We start from the raw sequence: 16,752 nt of genomic DNA, 5'->3' as shown, positions 1-16,752 counted from the left end.
GGGTAATTCCCAGCTGGCCGTAGCCAAAGTCACACGCTCTCGAATCCGACCAAAAACTTGCTGAGGAGCGCGTCGAGCGCCACCCGCTCCTCCTTGGTCAGGATAGAAACGATGCGCGTCTGCGTCGCGACATGGTCGGTGACGGCGGCGTCGATGGTGGCGAAGCCCTTGTCGGTCAGGGAGACGATGAAACTGCGGCGGTCGTCGGGGTTGAGCCGACGCTCGACGAGGCCTGCCTTTTCCAGCTGGTCGACGCGGTTGGTCATGGTGCCCGAGGTGATCATCATCGTCGCCGCGAGATCGCCAGGTGACAGCGCATAAGGCGGCCCCGAACGACGCAGCGTCGCCAGCACGTCGAAGCTGGCGAAGTTCAGCCCATGCGCTGCAAAGGTCTTCTCCATCTCGCGGCCGAGATGCTGCGACACCCTGTTGGCGCGGCCGATAAGCCCCATCGGCGCGACGTCGAGGTCGGGCCGTTCGCGGTTCCACTGGGCAAGAATATCGTCAACCTGATCCATGGCCCACCATTCCGATTACTTCTCTTGACGTCAAGAGAATATGGATTACCTTGAGATCAAGATATTCGATGTAAAGAGAGATGCAGCCATGACGACGCGCAACACCGACCTGCTGCTGACTGCAATCGCCCCCGCGATCTGGGGCAGCACCTATATCGTGACGACTGAGTTCCTGCCCGCCGGCTACCCGCTGACGGTTGCCATGCTGAGGGCGCTTCCAGCCGGCCTGCTGCTACTGCTGCTCGTCCGGCAGTTCCCGCAGGGCATCTGGTGGGCCCGCGTGCTGGTGCTCGGCGCGCTCAACTTCTCGGTCTTCTGGTGGCTGCTGTTCGTTGCCGCTTACCGGCTGCCGGGCGGCGTCGCGGCAACCGTCGGCGCGATCCAGCCGCTGATCGTCATCCTGCTCGCACGCGCCTTGCTCGGCTCGCCGATCCGCCCGCTGTCGATCGTGGCTGCCCTTGCCGGCATGGCCGGCGTGGCGCTGCTGATCCTGACGCCGCACGCGGCACTCGACCCCATCGGCATCGCTGCCGGCCTCGCCGGTGCCGTGTCGATGGCCGCCGGCACGGTGCTCAGCCGGCGCTGGCAGCCGCCAGTCACACCGCTGACCTTCACTGCATGGCAACTGACGGCTGGCGGTCTGCTGCTCCTCCCGGTGGCGCTGCTGCAGGAGCCGTCGCTGCCGTCGCTGACCATGCCCAACCTGCTCGGCCTCGCCTGGCTTGGCCTGATCGGCGCGGCACTGACCTACATCCTGTGGTTCCGTGGCATCGCCAGGCTGGAACCATCAGTCGTCTCACCGCTCGGCTTTCTCAGCCCGATGACCGCCGTGATCCTCGGCTGGTCGGTGCTCGGCCAGTCGCTCAGCGCAGCGCAGATCCTCGGCATGGTCGTGGTGCTCGGCAGCGTCTGGCTCAGCCAGCGCGCCCAGCAGGCAAAGCCCGCCCCGGCCAAGCTCGCCACCGCCTGAACAATTGCGCCGCTTCCGGGCGGTGCGTCCTCCCACAATTCGAAACCTGCATCACTTCCGGCTGCGGCCGGCAGAAGGAGATTCTCATGCCCAAGATCCTGGTGCTCTACTACTCCGCTTACGGCCATATCGGCACCATGGCGGAAGCCATTGCCCAAGGCGCGCGCGAGGCCGGCGCCACCGTCACGCTCCGTCGCGTTCCCGAACTGATGGACGAGGCGGCGATGCTCAAGGCAGGCATCAGGCACGACGACACGCCCTTGGCCACGCCAAGGGAACTCACCGAATACGACGCCATCGTCTTCGGTACGCCGACCCGCTTCGGCAACATGGCCTCGCAGATGAAGAACTTCATCGACCAACTCGGTGGGCTGTGGCTGCAGAACGCGCTGGTCGGCAAGGTGGCGAGCGTGTTCACCTCGAGCGAGAGCCAACATGGCGGGCAGGAGCACACGCTGCTGTCGATGCACGCGACGCTGATGCATCTCGGCATGGTGACCGTCGGCCTGCCCTACACTTTCCGAGGCCAGACGCGCATGGACGAGATAACGGGCGGTTCGCCCTATGGCGCAACGACGCTTGCCATCAACGCCGACGGCAGTTCGAGGGCTCCCAGCGCCAACGAGCTCGACGGCGCCCGCCACCAGGGTCGTTATGTCGCCGGGATCGCCGGGGCACTGGCCAAGCGGCGGCCGGAGATGTCTCGCCAGCCCGAGGAATTGGCAGCATAGGTTTGGCCCCCTTGACCATGGCGATGGCAGCGACCATCGGGCTTGTTGCGACGCCGCCGACACTGCCGGCGATCGCCGACTAGGCCGGCAGTGGCTGCGCCGTCCTCAGCGGACGCGGCTTGAGATGGCCCAAAAGCGCATCGAGGAAGACCCGCGTCTTGCGCGGCATCAGTTGCCTGCTCGGAAAGACGGCGCGCACCATGGCCGGGGCAAGACTCCATGCCGGCAGGATGCGGACGAGTTCGCCGCTTGCCAGGTAAGGCCGCGCGAAAAGATCGGGCATCGCCGTAATGCCGGCGCCGGAACGCGCCATGCGGAACAGCAGCTCGTAAGAATTCGCGCAGACCCGCCGCCCCGACATGTCGGCGGCAACCGACTGGGCATCCTTGTTCAGCACCCAGTTGACCGGAACGCCATCGGCGAGCAGCACCAGCACGTCATGATGTGCGAGGGCCTCGGGCGCATCGGGCTGGCCGGCGCGATCCCTGTACTGCGGCGAGGCATAAAGACCGATGCCGAGGTCGACCAGATGCCGGGTGGTCAACCTCAGGTCCTGCGCTTCGCCACCGATCCGTATGGCGAGATCGAAACCGTCGGCAATGACGTCGACATAACGAGGCGACAGATCCAGTTCGAGCTGGATTTCGCCATATGCCTTGCTGAATTCAGCCAGCATCGGTGCGAGCGAGATTGCGGCAAGGTCGCCGGGGACGGAGACACGCAGCCGTCCCGACGGGGTCACCTGCCGGTGTTCGGCGACGGCCATGACGGCATCCACCTCGTGGATGATCTGTTCGGCGGGAATGAGAATGCGCTGGCCCATCTCGGTCAGGAAATTGCGCCGCGTGCTGCGCTGGAGCAGGCGCTCGCCCAACTGCGCTTCGAGGACGGTGATGCGCCGCGACACCGTCGACTTCGGCAGACCAAGCCGTTCGGCCGCGGCGCTGAAGCTGCCCGTTTCCGCAACGCGCGCAAAGATCATCAGGTCGAACGGATCGGGCGTTGTCGGCATGACGGAGCCTTGATTGGTTCAAGTATGAAACAATCAAACCCATTCCGGGCGATAGCGCAACGACGAGATTGCCGATTAGCTGACCGCTTGGATTTCTTTGCTCAGCGGGTGCAGACGACGTGACTGTTTCAGCCAACAACCTCATCGCCAAGGCTGTCGTCTGGGAAAGTGCCGTGGGCTGGACTCCCGAATGTCTCGATGAAGGACCCGACATGCTGGTCCGCTATCGCGACGCGGGGTTCTCCTTCCTCTCGCTCACAATCGGCGCCGACTGGGACCGACCCGAGCCGACGTTCCGGCATCTCTCCCAACAAAGGCGCTGGTTCGAGCAACGCGCTCACGATTACCAGCTCATCGAAACCGTGGCCGACATCCGCGCGGCCAAGCAGTCAGGCAAGATGGCGATCGGCCTGCATCTGCAAGGGGCCGGCCCGGCCGCGCACGAGCCCGCGATGATCGACAGCTGGTACCGGCTTGGAATCCGCTGGATGATCGTCGCCTACAACACCCGCAACCCGCTTGGCGACGGCTGCCATGAGCCCTCGGATGCCGGGCTTTCCATGCTGGGCCGTGCCTTCGTGACCGAGGCCAACCGCGTCGGCATGATGCTCGACGCAAGCCATGCCGGCATCAACACGTCGCTCGACATCATCGAGCTATCGGAAAAGCCGGTGGTGTTCTCGCATTCGAGCGTACGTGCGCTGAAGAACCACGAGCGCAACATCGACGACGTCCAGATCAAGGCGCTCGCCCGCCGCGGCGGCGTGGTCGGCATCAACTCCATCGGCGCCTTCCTGACCGACGACAACCGTTCCGACGTTCCGGCGCTGATGCGCCACATCGATTACGTCGCCCAGCTCGTCGGGCCCGAACATGTCGGCCTCGGCCTCGACACCGTTTTCTACCAGCCCTTCATGACCAAGCTCTACGACTCCGGTCCGATGATGGCGTTGCGCGGCTATCCGCGTCCGCCGTGGGCCGATGTCAAACCCGAAGTCCTGCCCGAACTGGTCGAAGCGCTGGAACGCCATGGCTATTCGGAGACGGCCATACTTGGCGTGCTGGGCGAGAATTTCCTGCGGGTCGCCGAACAGAACTGGCGTCCCTCCATCGTGTAATCCCAACCTTAGGAGCGTGTCGTGAAATTGATGAAGTGGCTGCTCGCTGCAGCCTTGCTCACCGCCGCGAATGGCGCAGCCCTGGCTGACCCGAAACTGGTCGAGATCGCCAGCTTCGGCGAGCACCCGGCGCTCAACCAGGTCGCCGAAGGCTTCAAGGCCCGGATGAGCGAATTGGGCTACGTCGAAGGCAAGGACGTCACCTACGGCTTCCAGCACGCCAATTTCGACCGCAGCCTCGTTCCCCAGATCCTGCAGCAGGTGGAAGCCAAGCATCCGGCGCTGATCCTCGCCATCACCACCGGCCTCAACCAGGCGGCGGTGCGCGGCATTACCGACAAGTCGATCCCGGTCGTGTTCGGCGCGGTCGTCGACCCGGTCGTGGCGGGCATCGTGCCGGATTGGCAGCACGGCTCGGGCTGGAGCACCGGCGCGTCGATGCTGCCCGACTTCGATGCTTCCTTCGACTACCTCAAGAAGGTGTTGCCCGAGGTCAAGAAGGTCGGGACCCTGTTCAATCCGGGCGAAGACAACGACACCTCCAATATGGAGCTGATCCACAAGGCGGCCGCAAAGGCCGGGATCGAAATCGTCGGCGTGCCGGTCGACAACCCCAACGACCTGCCCCAGCGTGTCCAGACCTTCGCCGGACAGGTGGACGCCATCTTCCTCATCCAGTCCAATGTGGTGCAGACCTCGGTACCGGTCGTTGCCCAGGTGGCGCAGAGGATCAAGCTGCCGCTGTTCAACTCGGTCTACGCCCCTGACCTCAAGGATCAGCTCGCCGGTTTCCACGCCATCTCCTATCGCAAGAATGGCGAGCATGCCGCCGACATCGCCGACCGGATCCTCAAGGGCGAGAAGCCGGCCGACATCGCGCCCTATGTTCCCAAGGGCGAAGACTTCGACGCTTATGTCAGCCCCAAGGGTCTCGCAGCCGTCGGCCTGACGGTTCCGGAAGCACTCAAGGACAGTCCATGGCTGCTCAAGTGACAGCGGTGAGCATGCCCCTGCTTGTCTGCGCGGACTTGCGCAAAACCTTCAACGCCGGCCTTGCCGGAGCGCGACCGGCGTTGAACGGGGTGGACCTTGCGCTCAATCGCAGCGACTTCGTCGTGATCATCGGTTCCAACGGCGCCGGCAAATCGACGCTGCTCAACACCATCGCCGGCGCAATCGAGCCGGATGGCGGCTCGATTGCCCTGGACGGCCGGGACATCACCCGCCTTGCAGCACATCGCCGGGCCGGCATGATCGCGCGGGTCTTCCAGGACCCGATGATTGGCACTGCAGCGGCCATGACCATCGAGGAGAACCTGGCGCTCGCCGAACAGCGCGGGCAGCGCAGAGGCTTCGCGCGCCATCTCGACGGCGCCAAGCGTGACCGCTATCGGGCGCTGCTCGCCGGCCTGGCGCTCGGCATGGAAGACCGGTTGTCGACGCCGGTGGCCCAGCTCTCCGGCGGGCAACGCCAGGCCTTGTCCCTGATCATGGCATCGTTGTCGCGCCCCTCGCTGCTGTTGCTCGACGAGCATACGGCAGCATTGGATCCGCGCACCGCCGAGCTGATCATGGCGACGACCTTGCGGATCGTCGCCGAGCAGTCGCTGACCACGCTGATGGTCACTCACAACATGCGCCAGGCGATCGAGACCGGTAACCGGCTCGTCATGATGGACGCCGGCCGCATCCGCGACGACATCGGCGGCACCGAGAAGGCAAGACTCACACCTGCCGATCTCGTCGAGAAGTTCAGAATCGAAAACGATCGCATGCTGCTCGGAACCTGACCAATGGACGTGATCCACGCCTATCTCAATCTCGTGCCGGTGACGCTCTCGCAAAGCCTCATCTATTCGTTCCTGGTGCTCGGCATCATGATCCCGTTCCGTTTGCTGAGCTTTCCTGATCTGACCAGCGAAGGTGCGTTTCCGCTTGGCGGCTGCGTCTGCGCCACACTTTTGCTGGCCGGATATCCGCCGCTCTTGGCAACCGTTGTCGCGATGCTCGCTGGTGTCGGAGCCGGCGCGGCGACCGCGCTGGTGCATCTGCGCTTTCGCATCAATTCGCTGCTGGCCGGCATCCTGGTCTTCACGGCACTCTACAGCGCGAACATGCGCGTTCTCGGCCGCTCGAACATCGCCTTGTTCAACACCGACAACATCTTTACCCAGATCAACCCGGCCATCCTGACCGACGTTCGGCTGCAAGTCGCCACATTCGCCGTGCTGATCGTCGTGGCCCTGGCCGCATTGCGCTGCTACCTGGCCACGCAGGCAGGAGCGGCGTTGCGCGTCATCGGCATCAATCCGGAGCTGGCGCCATCGCTCGGCATCAGCATCTGGACATACACGATCGTCGGCCTGGGTGTCGCCTCTGGCCTGACCGCGCTTGGCGGCGCGCTCATCGTGCAGTTGCAGGGCTATGCCGACGTTGGCATGGGCACCGGCATCCTGATCAACGGTCTCGCCTCGCTGGTCATCGGCGAAACGATCACCGGACGGCAGACCGTCACCCGGCAATTGCTGGCGCCTGTCGTCGGTGCAATGGTCTATTATCAGCTCGTGTCGCTGGCATTGTCGATCGGGCTGCAGCCAAGCGACCTCAAGGTCGTGACAGCCGGCTTCGTGCTGGTGACGCTGGGGCTACCCATGCTGCGCGGACGCAGCGCCATGCGCGAAACCATGCGGGCATAAGTGCCGGGCCGCAGCCTCGGCCGACCGCTACTCGCGGCCGGCCCAGGGCACAAGCCTCGTTCGACAAAACGCAGGCCGAATTCGAACATGAAGGTGACCGCGGCGATGACAAGAATACCCATCACGACGACGTCGGTGACGAGGAACTGAGTCGCCGACTGGATCATGAAACCGAGGCCGCGCGTCGCAGCCACCAGTTCTGCGGCGACCAAAGTGGTCCAGCCGGCGCCCAGCGCGATGCGCAGGCCGGTGAGGATCGACGGCAGCGCGCTGGGCAAGACGACGAAACGGAAGACCTGCCGGCGCGTGGCGCCAAGCGGGCGCGCGGCGTTGAGGCGATCCTGCTGCACACCGCGCACGCCGGAGGCCGTCGACAGCGCGATCGGCGCCACCATGGCAATTGCGATGACCAACACCTTGGCCTGTTCGCCGATGCCGAGCCAGATGATCACTGGCGGCAGATAGGCGAGCGGCGGGATCGGTCGCAGAAATTCCAGTACGGGATCGAAGATGCCGCGGCCGGGGTTGAATGACGATGCCCATTCAGAATGTTAATTCTATAACTTCTGTAGAGTTAATTTATTCCGGCAAACCGTGCGTGACTGAGATGTCCTGCCCATTTTCGCCGGCAATAGAGTCTTGCGCCGTTCGCCGCCCGGCGAACGGCCACCCCTCCGCCCGATGGCCGACAAGCTCAGATCCTGATGCCGATTTCGTCGGCAGCGGCGATAAAGGCCCGTTTGGCAGCCTCGCGCGTGCGGGTGCCGGCAAGGGCTGCGGATACGGTTTCGACCGCCTCGCGGTAGAGCGGACCGCTGCGCTTGGCATGCGGCCAGTCGACGAGCGCTTCGTAGGCGCCCTTGACGGTCGTCACCTCGCGCTGGGTGCTTTCCGTCCCGATGCGGATCTGTACAGGGCTGTCGAAGAGCATACGATCCATGGCGATCCTCCGAGTTGATTGCGTCCAACAACGCTCCGGAATAGCTCGGGTTCCGTGGCAACGTGTGCTGTGCGCCACGCACTCGCCCTGTCGCATCACGATACCGGCAGGTTTGCTGGGCGTTGCCCGATTGCCAGTTGCATCGTAGCTTGTTGACGAAGCGATTTGGGGGGGGGCAGATGCGATCCACGAACCCGATCACCGCAGGCATGCCGGGCAAGATATCGGCATGCGCGCCACCCAGACGACACCTCACCGCCCTCGCGCTTTGCCTTCTGTTGCCGCTTCCGGCCTGCCAGAAACAGGAAACGGCGGAACGGCAGCCGATCGTGGTGCGCTCCGTCGAGGTCAAACTGACCGACTATGCACCATCGACATCGCTGACCGGCGTCATTGCCGCGCGGACGCTGAACAACCTGTCATTCCAGGTCGGCGGCCGGGTCGCCGAGCGCAGTGTCGACATCGGCCAGCGCGTGACCAAGGGCCAGGTGCTGGCGAAGCTCGACCCGCAGGAGCAGCAGTCGGACGTGCGGGCGGCGCAGGCCAGCCTCTATGCCGCGCAGGCGCAGCTCAAGCAGGCCGCCGCCGCATTCGAACGGCAGAAGACGCTGCTTGCCCAGGGCTTCACGACGCGGCGCGATTACGACCAGGCAGACCAGGCGCAACGCGTCGCCCAAAGCGGTGTGGAATCGGCACAGAGCCAGATGAGCAATGCCGAAGACCGGCTGACCTATACCGAACTGAAGGCCAGCGCCGACGGCGTGGTGACGGCACGGACGATCGAGGTTGGCCAGGTCGTGCAGGCGGCACAGACGGTGTTCACCGTTGCCGAGGACGGAGACCGCGACGCCGTGTTCAATGTCGACGAGGCGCTGGTGGCGCGCAACCCGGTGGCACCCGACGTGATGATCGCGCTGATTTCTGACCCGCGCATCAAAGCCCCGGGACAGGTGCGCGAGGTGTCGCCGGCGGTCGATCCGGCATCGGGCTCGATCCGGGTCAAGGTGATGGTGCCAAACACGCCCACCGAGATGCCGCTGGGTGCCGCGATAACAGGCACAATCGTGTCGAAGCCCCAGCCGGCCATCGTGCTGCCATGGCAGGCGCTGATGTCGGATGCGGGAAGGCCGGCGGCCTGGACCATCGACCCCGCGACCAAGGCTGTGGCGCTGGCGGCGATCGAAGTGCAGTCCTTTGCCTCGGGTGTCGTCGTCGTGGCCAATGGACTGGAGATCGGACAATCGGTTGTCGCCCAGGGCGGACAATTGCTCAGTCCCGGCCAGGTGGTGGAGGTGGCGCCATGATCTCCAGGACAAGCTTGCTTGCTTTCGTGCCGTTGCTCGCGCTTGCGGCCTGCAGCGAGGAAAAAGCGCCCCCTCCCGAAGTCATCCGCCCGGTGCTGTCGACTGTCGTCGAGCCGCACGGCCCGACCGCGCAGGGCTTTGCCGGAACGATACAGCCTGAATTCTCCGCCGACCTCGCCTTCCGCCTGCTCGGGCGGCTTGTGACGCGCGATGTCGGCGTCGGTGACATGGTGACCAAGGGCGAGACGCTTGCCGCGATCGACCCGCTGGCGCTGGAGCTCGCATCGCAGGCAGCGCGCGCCGACCTGACGACGGCGGAGGCGCAGTTCGCCAATGCCGCCGCCAGCGAGGAACGGCAGCGCAGCCTGCTGGCCGAATCCAACACCTCGCAGGCAGTCTATGATTCCGCGAAACAGGCGCTGGATTCCGCTGCGGCCAATGTCGAGCGCACGCGCGCGGCACTGGCCAAGTCGGAGGAGCAACTCGGTTATGCCCGACTGTTTTCCGACTTCGATGGCATCGTCACCGCGGTCGGCGCCGAGGTCGGCCAGACAGTCTCTCCGGGACAGATGGTGGTGACGGTGGCACTCTCGGATGCGCGCGAGGCCGTCGTCGACGTTCCCGACCAGATGGCGATCAGCCTGCGCGACGGCGACGAGTTCGAGGTGGCGTTGCAGATGCTGCCGTCGCTGCGGGCCAAGGCACATGTCCGCGAAATCGCGCCGCAGGCCGATGCTGCGACGCGAACGCGGCGGGTGCGGCTGGCGTTGAGCGCTCCGCCGACGGCCTTTCGGCTCGGCTCGACGGTGACGGCGACACAGCCGTCGAAGGCAGACGCTGCGATCGACCTGCCGCTGACGGCCTTGCTGGAAAAGGACGGCAAGAGCTTCGTCTGGGTCGTCGACCCCAATGCTTCGACCGTCAGCCTGCAGCCTGTCGAGGTCAAGGCAAAGGACGGTGCGAGCTTTACCGCCGGCGGCATCGGCGCCGGCACGCGCGTGGTGACTGCCGGCGTGCGCAGCCTCGCCGAGGGCCAGAAGGTCAGAATTCCAGAGGGGGCGTAGGTGAAGGGTTTCAATCTTTCCGACTGGGCGCTGAACCACCGCTCCCTGGTCTGGTACTTCATGCTGATCTTCACCGTGGCGGGCGTCTTCGCCTATCTCAATCTCGGCCGCGAGGAAGACCCGAGCTTCACCATCAAGACGATGCTGATCCAGGCCAACTGGCCGGGAGCCTCGGTCGACGAAACGACGCGGCAGGTGACCGACAGGATCGAAAAGAAGCTCGAGGAACTGGAGAGCCTCGATTTCAGCCGCAGCGTGACGACCGCCGGCCAGACGATCATCTTCGTCAATCTCAAGCCGACCACCAAGGCGCGCGACGTGGCCCCGACCTGGGTGCAGGTCCGCAACATGGTCAACGACCTCCGGCCCAATTTCCCGCAAGGGGTGCAAGGACCGTTCTTCAACGACCGCTTCGGCGACGTGTTCGGCAACATCTATGCCTTCACCTCGGACGGGCTGTCGATGCGCCAGCTGCGCGACTATGTCGAGATGGTGCGCACGCGCATCCTGACCATTCCCAATGCCGGCAAGGTCGAGCTCATCGGCGCGCAGGACGAGGTCATCTATCTCGAATTCTCGACGCGCCAGATCGCGGCTCTGGGCCTCAACCAGCAGGCCGTCGTCGCCAGCCTGCAGGCGCAGAACGCGGTGTCGCCGTCGGGTGTCATCCAGGCCGGACCGGAGCGCATCGCGGTGCGCGTCGGCGGCCAGTTTACCTCGGAGGAAAGCCTCAGGGCGATCAACCTCAGGGTCAATGATCGCTTCTTCCGGCTGAGCGACGTCGCCACCATCAGCCGCGGCTACGTCGATCCGCCGACGGCCCTGTTCCGCGTCAATGGCGAACCGGCGATCGGTCTCGCCATCGGCATGAAGCCGAACGCCAACCTGCTTGAGTTCGGCGACGCGTTGAAGGCGCTGATGGGGCAGGTCACCGGTGAGTTGCCGGTCGGCGTCGGCGTGCACCAGGTCGCCGACCAGCCGGTCATCGTCGAGCATGCCGTGTCGGGCTTCACCCGCGCGCTGTTCGAGGCGGTGGCCATCGTGCTCGCCGTGTCCTTCATCAGCCTGGGCATGCGTGCCGGCTTCGTGGTGGCGCTGTCGATCCCGCTGGTGCTGGCCATCACCTTCCTGGTCATGGCCTATATGGGCATCTCGCTGCAGCGCATTTCGCTCGGAGCGCTGATCATCGCGCTCGGCCTGCTCGTCGACGACGCGATGATTGCCGTCGAGATGATGGTGGCCCGGCTGGAGGTCGGCGACTCGCTCCGCAAAGCCGCGACCTATGTCTACACGTCAACTGCGTTTCCGATGCTGACCGGCACGCTGGTGACGGTCGCAGGCTTCATCCCCATCGGCCTCAACAGCAGCCAGGCCGGCGAATACACCTACACGCTGTTCGTCGTCATCGCCGTTTCGCTGCTGCTGTCTTGGATCGTGGCGGTGCTGTTTGCGCCCCTGCTCGGCGTCACGCTCTTGCCGGCGACGATGAAAAAACACGACGAGCGGCCGGGCCGCTTTGCGGCGGGCTTCTCGCGCCTGTTGCGGCTTGCCGTGCGCCGCCACTGGCTGACCATCATCGCCACCGTCGTCGCCTTCGTGCTGTCGGTGGTGGGGCTGACTTTCGTGCAGCAACAGTTCTTCCCGCCGTCGGACCGGCCCGAACTGATCGTCGACTGGAACCTGCCGCAGAACAGCTCGATTGCCGAGACACGTGCCCAGATCGAGCGCTTCGAGGAGATCGCGCTGAAGGGCAATGCCGACATCGACCACTGGAGCTCCTATATCGGACAGGGCGCGGTGCGCTTCGTGCTGGCCTATGACGTGCAGCCGGCCAATCCCTATTTCGGCCAGACGGTGATCGTAACCAAGGACCTCGAAGCACGGCACCGGGTGCAGCCGGCGATCGAAAAGATCCTGCGCGAGCAGTTCGTCGGAACCGACACCTACGTCAAGACGCTGGAGCTCGGCCCGCCTGTGGGCCGGCCGGTGCAGTATCGCATCAGCGGCCCGGAGGTGCAGACGGTGCGGGCGCTGTCACAGCAGCTGGCGGGCGTCATTTCGGCCAATCCCAAGCTGCAGGCGCCAAGCTTCGACTGGAACGAGCCGGAGCGCGTGCTGAAGGTCGAGGTGCTACAGGACAAGGCACGGCAGCTCGGCATCACCTCCGAGGACATCGCCAGCGCCATGAACAGCGTTGTCGGCGGCGTGGCAATCACCCAGGTGCGCGACGCCACATATCTGATCAATGTCGTGGTGCGGGCGCAGGATGCCGAACGCGGCTCGATCGAAACGCTGCGCAACCTGCAGATACCCACCGGAGGCGGCGAATCCATCCCGCTCGCGACGGTGGCCGACTTCCGCTACGAGATCGAGCAGCCGACGGTCTGGCGCCGCAGCCGCCTGCCCACCATCACCGTCAAGGCGGGCATGGTCGGCAGCGCCCTGCCCGACACCGTCGTCGCCGAACTCAAGCCAGCGATCGACGACTTCGCGGCCAAGTTGCCCGACGGCTACACTGTCGTAACCGGCGGTTCGGTCGAGGAAAGCGCCAACAGCCAAGGGCCGATCATCGCCGTGGTGCCGCTTATGCTGTTCATCATGGCAACCGTGCTGATGCTGCAGCTGCAAAGCTTCCAGCGGCTGTTCCTGGTGGTGGCTGTCGCGCCGCTCGGCTTGATCGGCGTGGTCGCGGCACTCGTGCCGACGGGCCAGCCGCTCGGCTTCGTCGCCATCCTCGGCGTGCTGGCGCTGGTCGGCATCCTGATCCGCAATTCGGTGATCCTGATCGTCCAGATCGAGGAGCTGATCGCCACGGGTACCGACCGGTGGCATGCGGTGATCGAGGCCTCCGAGCACCGCATGCGGCCGATTGCGTTGACGGCGGCGGCAGCATCGCTGGCGCTGATCCCGATCGCCCGCGAGGTGTTCTGGGCGCCCATGGCCTATGCGATGATGGGCGGCATTCTGGCCGGCACGGCAATTACCCTGCTGTTTTTGCCGGCACTCTATGTCGCCTGGTTCAGGCTCAAGGAGCCGGACGAGGCCGGCAGCGCCACGACCGAAGCGATGGAACCACCGGCGGCGTAGGCGCCACCGGTGGCAGCCAGCCTATTGCGGCGGCAGTTGGGCGACGAAGTTCTTGATGAGAGCGGTCAGTTCTTCCGGCTTCTCGACGCAAGGGATGTGGCCGGCGCCGTCGATGATCTTGAAGCGAGAGCCGGGGATGAGATCGGCCAGCGCGCGCACCAGCGCCGGCGGCGTCGAGCCGTCATGATCGCCGACGACGCAGAGCGTCGGCACAGCAATCGCCTTGGCCGCCTCGGTGTAGTCGGCATCGCGCAGGGCAGCACAGGTGCCGGCATAGCCGACGACAGGCTGGCGCGTCAGCATGTTGCGGTATCCGGTGAGGTCGGCTTTGCGCTGCGCGTGGAAGTCGGGCGTGAACCAGCGCTGCAGAATGTCGCCCGTGATCGCCGCGATGCCATCCTTTTCGACGGCGGCGATGCGGCTGTTCCACAGCTCTGCCGTGCCGATCTTGTGGGCGGTGTCGCAGAGCACGAGCGCCCGCACCAGGTCGGGCCGCCTGGCGTAAAGGCCTTGCGCGATCATGCCGCCGACCGACAGCCCGCAGATGATGGCGTCCTTGACGTTGAGATGATCGAGCAGCCCTTCGAGGTCGCCGATGTGATCGTCCATCCGATATGGCGACGTACCGACATCGGAGAGGCCGTGGCCGCGCTTGTCGTAGGTGACGATCGGGAAGTCGCCGGCAAAGCGGATGATGACGTCACGCCAGATGCGGAAGTCGGTGCCGAGCGAATTGACGAAGACGAAGACCGGCTTGTTGGCAGGCCCGCCGATCAGCTGGTGATGCAGCGTGATGCCGCCGATTTCAGTAAATTGCACGGACAGTCTCCTCGTCGCGAGGTCATGGACATGGGGCCTAGAAGTCGCCCGTCAGGCCGGCGCGGTCAAGCCGCGAGGCCTCTGCCGAGCGCGGCCGAGAGCCGCGCCCCCTCGCAATGGCAAGGTGCATCCGCTACATAAGCTGTAAGCTTAAAATGAGGATGTGATGGCCGAGAAGACCGAAGGGCGAAAGACGATCGTTTTGACCGGAGCCAGCCGCGGCATCGGCCATGCGACGGTGAAGCGCTTTTCGCGCGAGGGCTGGCGCGTCATCACCTGTTCGCGCCAGGCATTTTCAGACGATTGCCCGTGGCCGGCCGGTCCGGACGATCACATCAAGGTCGACCTCGCCGACCAGGGTGATGTCGGCAGCGCCGTTTCCGAAATCCGCCAGCGGCTGGAGAAGGAAGGCGGACTGCTGCATGCGCTCGTCAACAACGCCGGCATCTCGCCCAAGCACAAGGGCGGCGGTCGGATGAACTCGATCGACACGCCGATGCACGTCTGGCGCGACGTGTTCCAGGTCAATTTCCTGGCGCCGATCATGCTGGCGCGCGGCCTGTTCAAGGAACTGGCGGCGGCCAAGGGCTCGGTGGTCAACGTGACCTCAATCGCCGGCACCCGCGTCCATCCCTTTGCCGGCACGGCCTATGCCACGTCCAAGGCAGCACTTGGCGCGCTGACCCGCGAGATGGCCGCCGACTTCGGCCCGCACGGCATCCGTGTCAACGCCATTGCGCCCGGCGAGATCGACACTGCCATCCTGTCGCCGGGGACCGACAAGATCGTCGAGACGATCCCGATGCGCCGGCTCGGCCTGACGTCGGAAGTCGCCGACATCATCTATTTCCTGTGCTCGGGCCAGGCCTCCTATGTCACGGGCTCTGAAATCCATATCAACGGCGGTCAGCACGTTTGAGAGCTTTTGCCTGCTCTCCGTGTGCGGGAGAATACCTGCCGCGCGCCCAAACAAAAAAAGCCCGCCGGATGGCGGGCTCAGACTGCTGACAACCCCCTGGCGAGAGTTGGGGGTTTGTGATTCAGTGGGTGATGTTGAAGCGAGCCGGCCCTGAACAAACCGCACTTGAGATCGTCACGCTCGATCAACTGGTTCCAGTTGATCACCTTCTGCGCAAGATCGATGGTGTTATCGATTTCTCGTTCATCCACGATCTGACAGCGCCGCTTTACTGCGCCGACAATGGTCGCCCGCCACTTGATCCGACTTTGATGTTCAAGGCGCTGTTCATCGGCTACCTGTTCGGGGTGCGCTCGGAGCGGCAATTGGTGCGAGAGATCGAGGTCAATGTCGCCTACCGGTGGTTCCTGCGGCTGAAGCTGACGGACAAGGTGTTCGACGCCTCGACATTGTCGCAGAACCGACGCCGGCGCTACCAGGACGAGACGATCGCGCAGGCGATCTTCGACCGCATTGTCGAGCAGGCGATCGGGGCAGGCTTGGTCGACGGCACGGTGCTCTACACCGACAGCACGCACCTGAAGGCCAATGCCAACAAGGGCAAGTACGACCTTGCCATGGTCGCCAAGTCGCGTGCCGACTACTGGGGCGAGCTCGACCGGGCGATCGATGCCGAACGGGCGTTGCACGGCCAGAAGGCGCTGAAGGAGCAGGAGCGGCAGCCTGCGGTGAAAGAGACGAAGGTCTCGCGCACCGATCCTGAGGCTGGCTATATGGTGCGCGAGGGCAAGCCGAAGGGCTTCTTTTATCTCGATCACCGCACGGTGGATGGCGGCTTCGGCATCATCACCGACACGTTTGCCACGCCGGCCAACGTGCATGACTCGATCGTCTATCTCGACCGGCTCGACCGCCAGGTGGAGCGTTTCGGCTTCGACGTCACGGCGGCGGGGCTGGATGCCGGCTATGCCACGCCAGGCATCGCCAAGGGCCTGGAGGACAGGAACATCCAGGGTGTCGTCGGCTATCGCAACCCGCCCCGGCCAAAGCCTGGCAAGATGAGGAAGGGCGCTTTCGTCCATGAGCCGGACCTTGACGGCTATCGTTGCCCGCAGGGCCAGTTGCTCACTTACGCCACCACCGATCGCGGCGGTTATCGCCACTACAGGAGCGACCCGACGATCTGCCGCAACTGTCCGCTGCTGGCGTCTTGCACATCAAACGCCAAGGCCGAGCGCACCATCACGCGCCATGTCTGGCAGGATGTCCGCGAGCGGGTCGATGCCAACCGCTTAACCGCATGGGGCAAGGCGATCTATCGACGCCGCAAGGAGACGGTCGAGCGATCCTTCGCCGATGCCAAGCAGCTCTTCGGCCATCGCTATGCCCGCTTCCGAGGGCGAACAAGCGTCGCCTGCCAGTGCCTGATCGCAGCCGCCGCCCAGAACATGAAAAAGATCGCAATCAGCCTCTGGCCAAAGCCAAAACCAAGCCTCGCATGAGGCCAAAGCCGGCTCGCAACGGCCTTGGCATCTGCCCCCCGACATCAATCCAAAAGCTCAATCAACCCACAA

At 64.7% G+C, this 16,752-nt stretch carries 15 protein-coding genes and 1 pseudogene; 11 read left to right on the top strand and 5 right to left on the bottom strand.

What is annotated here, in order from left to right; genetic code table 11:
- Positions 1-29: 29 nt before the first annotated feature.
- The gene (locus tag Amn_RS01225; RefSeq protein ID WP_286294307.1) at positions 30-518 is read right to left on the bottom strand and encodes a MarR family winged helix-turn-helix transcriptional regulator; all 489 of its coding nucleotides are present in this window, start codon (positions 516-518) and stop codon (positions 30-32) included.
- 88 nt (positions 519-606) lie between these two features.
- On the opposite strand from Amn_RS01225, the gene Amn_RS01220 reads away from it, so the two are divergent.
- Together Amn_RS01220 and wrbA are read left to right on the top strand one after the other, a co-directional pair.
- On the top strand, positions 607-1,488 hold the full coding sequence (locus tag Amn_RS01220) for an EamA family transporter (RefSeq protein WP_286294305.1): 882 nt from the start codon (positions 607-609) through the stop codon (positions 1,486-1,488).
- Positions 1,489-1,574: 86 nt separating this feature from the next.
- Entirely contained in the window at positions 1,575-2,219 is a 645-nt protein-coding gene (gene wrbA, locus Amn_RS01215) for an NAD(P)H:quinone oxidoreductase (RefSeq protein ID WP_286294302.1), read from the top strand.
- Between the two features lie 79 nt (positions 2,220-2,298).
- Here wrbA and Amn_RS01210 read toward each other — a convergent pair whose 3' ends face one another.
- Complete coding sequence (locus tag Amn_RS01210) at positions 2,299-3,231, bottom strand: LysR family transcriptional regulator (protein WP_067955433.1); 933 nt, start codon at positions 3,229-3,231, stop codon at positions 2,299-2,301.
- Between the two features lie 119 nt (positions 3,232-3,350).
- Here Amn_RS01210 and Amn_RS01205 point away from each other — a divergent pair, with 119 nt between their 5' ends.
- Genes Amn_RS01205 through Amn_RS01190 form a run of 4 tightly spaced genes read left to right on the top strand, consistent with a single transcriptional unit; the run spans position 3,351 to position 7,045 of the window.
- The gene (locus tag Amn_RS01205) at positions 3,351-4,349 is read left to right on the top strand and encodes a dipeptidase (protein WP_184770175.1); all 999 of its coding nucleotides are present in this window, start codon (positions 3,351-3,353) and stop codon (positions 4,347-4,349) included.
- Positions 4,350-4,379: 30 nt separating this feature from the next.
- Complete coding sequence (locus Amn_RS01200) at positions 4,380-5,342, top strand: ABC transporter substrate-binding protein (RefSeq protein ID WP_246341065.1); 963 nt, start codon at positions 4,380-4,382, stop codon at positions 5,340-5,342.
- Positions 5,327-6,139, top strand: coding sequence for an ABC transporter ATP-binding protein (locus tag Amn_RS01195; protein ID WP_430732234.1), 813 nt, complete (start codon positions 5,327-5,329; stop codon positions 6,137-6,139). The genes Amn_RS01200 and Amn_RS01195 overlap by 16 nt, the downstream gene beginning before the upstream one ends.
- A 3-nt stretch (positions 6,140-6,142) precedes the next feature.
- Entirely contained in the window at positions 6,143-7,045 is a 903-nt protein-coding gene (locus Amn_RS01190) for an ABC transporter permease (RefSeq protein ID WP_286294301.1), read from the top strand.
- A 27-nt stretch (positions 7,046-7,072) separates the two neighbouring features.
- Here the strand turns inward: Amn_RS01190 and Amn_RS01185 are convergent.
- Together Amn_RS01185 and Amn_RS01180 are read right to left on the bottom strand one after the other, a co-directional pair.
- Positions 7,073-7,566: pseudogene (locus Amn_RS01185) on the bottom strand (ABC transporter permease subunit); the annotation flags it as partial.
- Between the two features lie 173 nt (positions 7,567-7,739).
- Positions 7,740-7,985, bottom strand: coding sequence for a DUF982 domain-containing protein (locus Amn_RS01180; protein ID WP_067955441.1), 246 nt, complete (start codon positions 7,983-7,985; stop codon positions 7,740-7,742).
- Positions 7,986-8,164: 179 nt separating this feature from the next.
- Between Amn_RS01180 and Amn_RS01175 the strand changes: the two genes are divergently transcribed.
- The 3 genes from Amn_RS01175 to Amn_RS01165 are packed head-to-tail and all read left to right on the top strand — an operon-like array spanning position 8,165 to position 13,440.
- Positions 8,165-9,289: an efflux RND transporter periplasmic adaptor subunit gene (locus tag Amn_RS01175; RefSeq protein ID WP_154385853.1), complete on the top strand. Its 1,125-nt coding sequence runs from the start codon at positions 8,165-8,167 to the stop codon at positions 9,287-9,289.
- The gene (locus Amn_RS01170) at positions 9,286-10,353 is read left to right on the top strand and encodes an efflux RND transporter periplasmic adaptor subunit (RefSeq protein ID WP_286294298.1); all 1,068 of its coding nucleotides are present in this window, start codon (positions 9,286-9,288) and stop codon (positions 10,351-10,353) included. Before Amn_RS01175 ends, Amn_RS01170 begins: the two co-directional genes overlap by 4 nt.
- A complete protein-coding gene (locus Amn_RS01165; protein WP_067955444.1) occupies positions 10,354-13,440 on the top strand; it encodes an efflux RND transporter permease subunit in 3,087 nt (1,028 codons plus the stop codon). It abuts the gene before it with no gap.
- 21 nt (positions 13,441-13,461) lie between these two features.
- Here Amn_RS01165 and pcaD read toward each other — a convergent pair whose 3' ends face one another.
- Positions 13,462-14,259 (bottom strand): 3-oxoadipate enol-lactonase, encoded by a 798-nt coding sequence (gene pcaD, locus Amn_RS01160; protein ID WP_067955445.1) that lies wholly within the window; start codon positions 14,257-14,259, stop codon positions 13,462-13,464.
- A 166-nt stretch (positions 14,260-14,425) separates the two neighbouring features.
- Between pcaD and Amn_RS01155 the strand changes: the two genes are divergently transcribed.
- Both Amn_RS01155 and Amn_RS01150 read left to right on the top strand, forming a co-directional pair.
- Positions 14,426-15,178: an SDR family NAD(P)-dependent oxidoreductase gene (locus tag Amn_RS01155; RefSeq protein ID WP_067955447.1), complete on the top strand. Its 753-nt coding sequence runs from the start codon at positions 14,426-14,428 to the stop codon at positions 15,176-15,178.
- Positions 15,179-15,309: 131 nt separating this feature from the next.
- Entirely contained in the window at positions 15,310-16,680 is a 1,371-nt protein-coding gene (locus Amn_RS01150; protein WP_067961601.1) for an IS1182 family transposase, read from the top strand.
- Positions 16,681-16,752 lie beyond the last annotated feature (72 nt).

Source organism: Aminobacter sp. Y103A (assembly GCF_030294925.1).
Lineage (GTDB): Bacteria > Pseudomonadota > Alphaproteobacteria > Rhizobiales > Rhizobiaceae > Aminobacter > Aminobacter ciceronei.
The sequence above is the reverse complement of the archived record's forward strand: the minus strand, read 5'-3'. Positions and strand labels throughout refer to the sequence as shown.

Bases quoted from the DNA above. Each gene is read 5' to 3' on its own strand.
- Amn_RS01180 (WP_067955441.1), bottom strand. From the start codon at position 7,985: ATGGATCGTATGCTCTTCGACAGCCCTGTACAGATCCGCATCGGGACG.
- Amn_RS01210 (WP_067955433.1), bottom strand. From the start codon at position 3,231: ATGCCGACAACGCCCGATCCGTTCGACCTGATGATCTTTGCGCGCGTT.
- Amn_RS01150 (WP_067961601.1), top strand. From the start codon at position 15,310: ATGTTGAAGCGAGCCGGCCCTGAACAAACCGCACTTGAGATCGTCACG.
- Amn_RS01220 (WP_286294305.1), top strand. From the start codon at position 607: ATGACGACGCGCAACACCGACCTGCTGCTGACTGCAATCGCCCCCGCG.
- Amn_RS01170 (WP_286294298.1), top strand. From the start codon at position 9,286: ATGATCTCCAGGACAAGCTTGCTTGCTTTCGTGCCGTTGCTCGCGCTT.
- Amn_RS01155 (WP_067955447.1), top strand. From the start codon at position 14,426: ATGGCCGAGAAGACCGAAGGGCGAAAGACGATCGTTTTGACCGGAGCC.
- Amn_RS01200 (WP_246341065.1), top strand. From the start codon at position 4,380: ATGAAGTGGCTGCTCGCTGCAGCCTTGCTCACCGCCGCGAATGGCGCA.
- Amn_RS01225 (WP_286294307.1), bottom strand. From the start codon at position 518: ATGGATCAGGTTGACGATATTCTTGCCCAGTGGAACCGCGAACGGCCC.
- Amn_RS01190 (WP_286294301.1), top strand. From the start codon at position 6,143: ATGGACGTGATCCACGCCTATCTCAATCTCGTGCCGGTGACGCTCTCG.
- Amn_RS01195 (WP_430732234.1), top strand. From the start codon at position 5,327: ATGGCTGCTCAAGTGACAGCGGTGAGCATGCCCCTGCTTGTCTGCGCG.
- Amn_RS01175 (WP_154385853.1), top strand. From the start codon at position 8,165: ATGCGATCCACGAACCCGATCACCGCAGGCATGCCGGGCAAGATATCG.
- wrbA (WP_286294302.1), top strand. From the start codon at position 1,575: ATGCCCAAGATCCTGGTGCTCTACTACTCCGCTTACGGCCATATCGGC.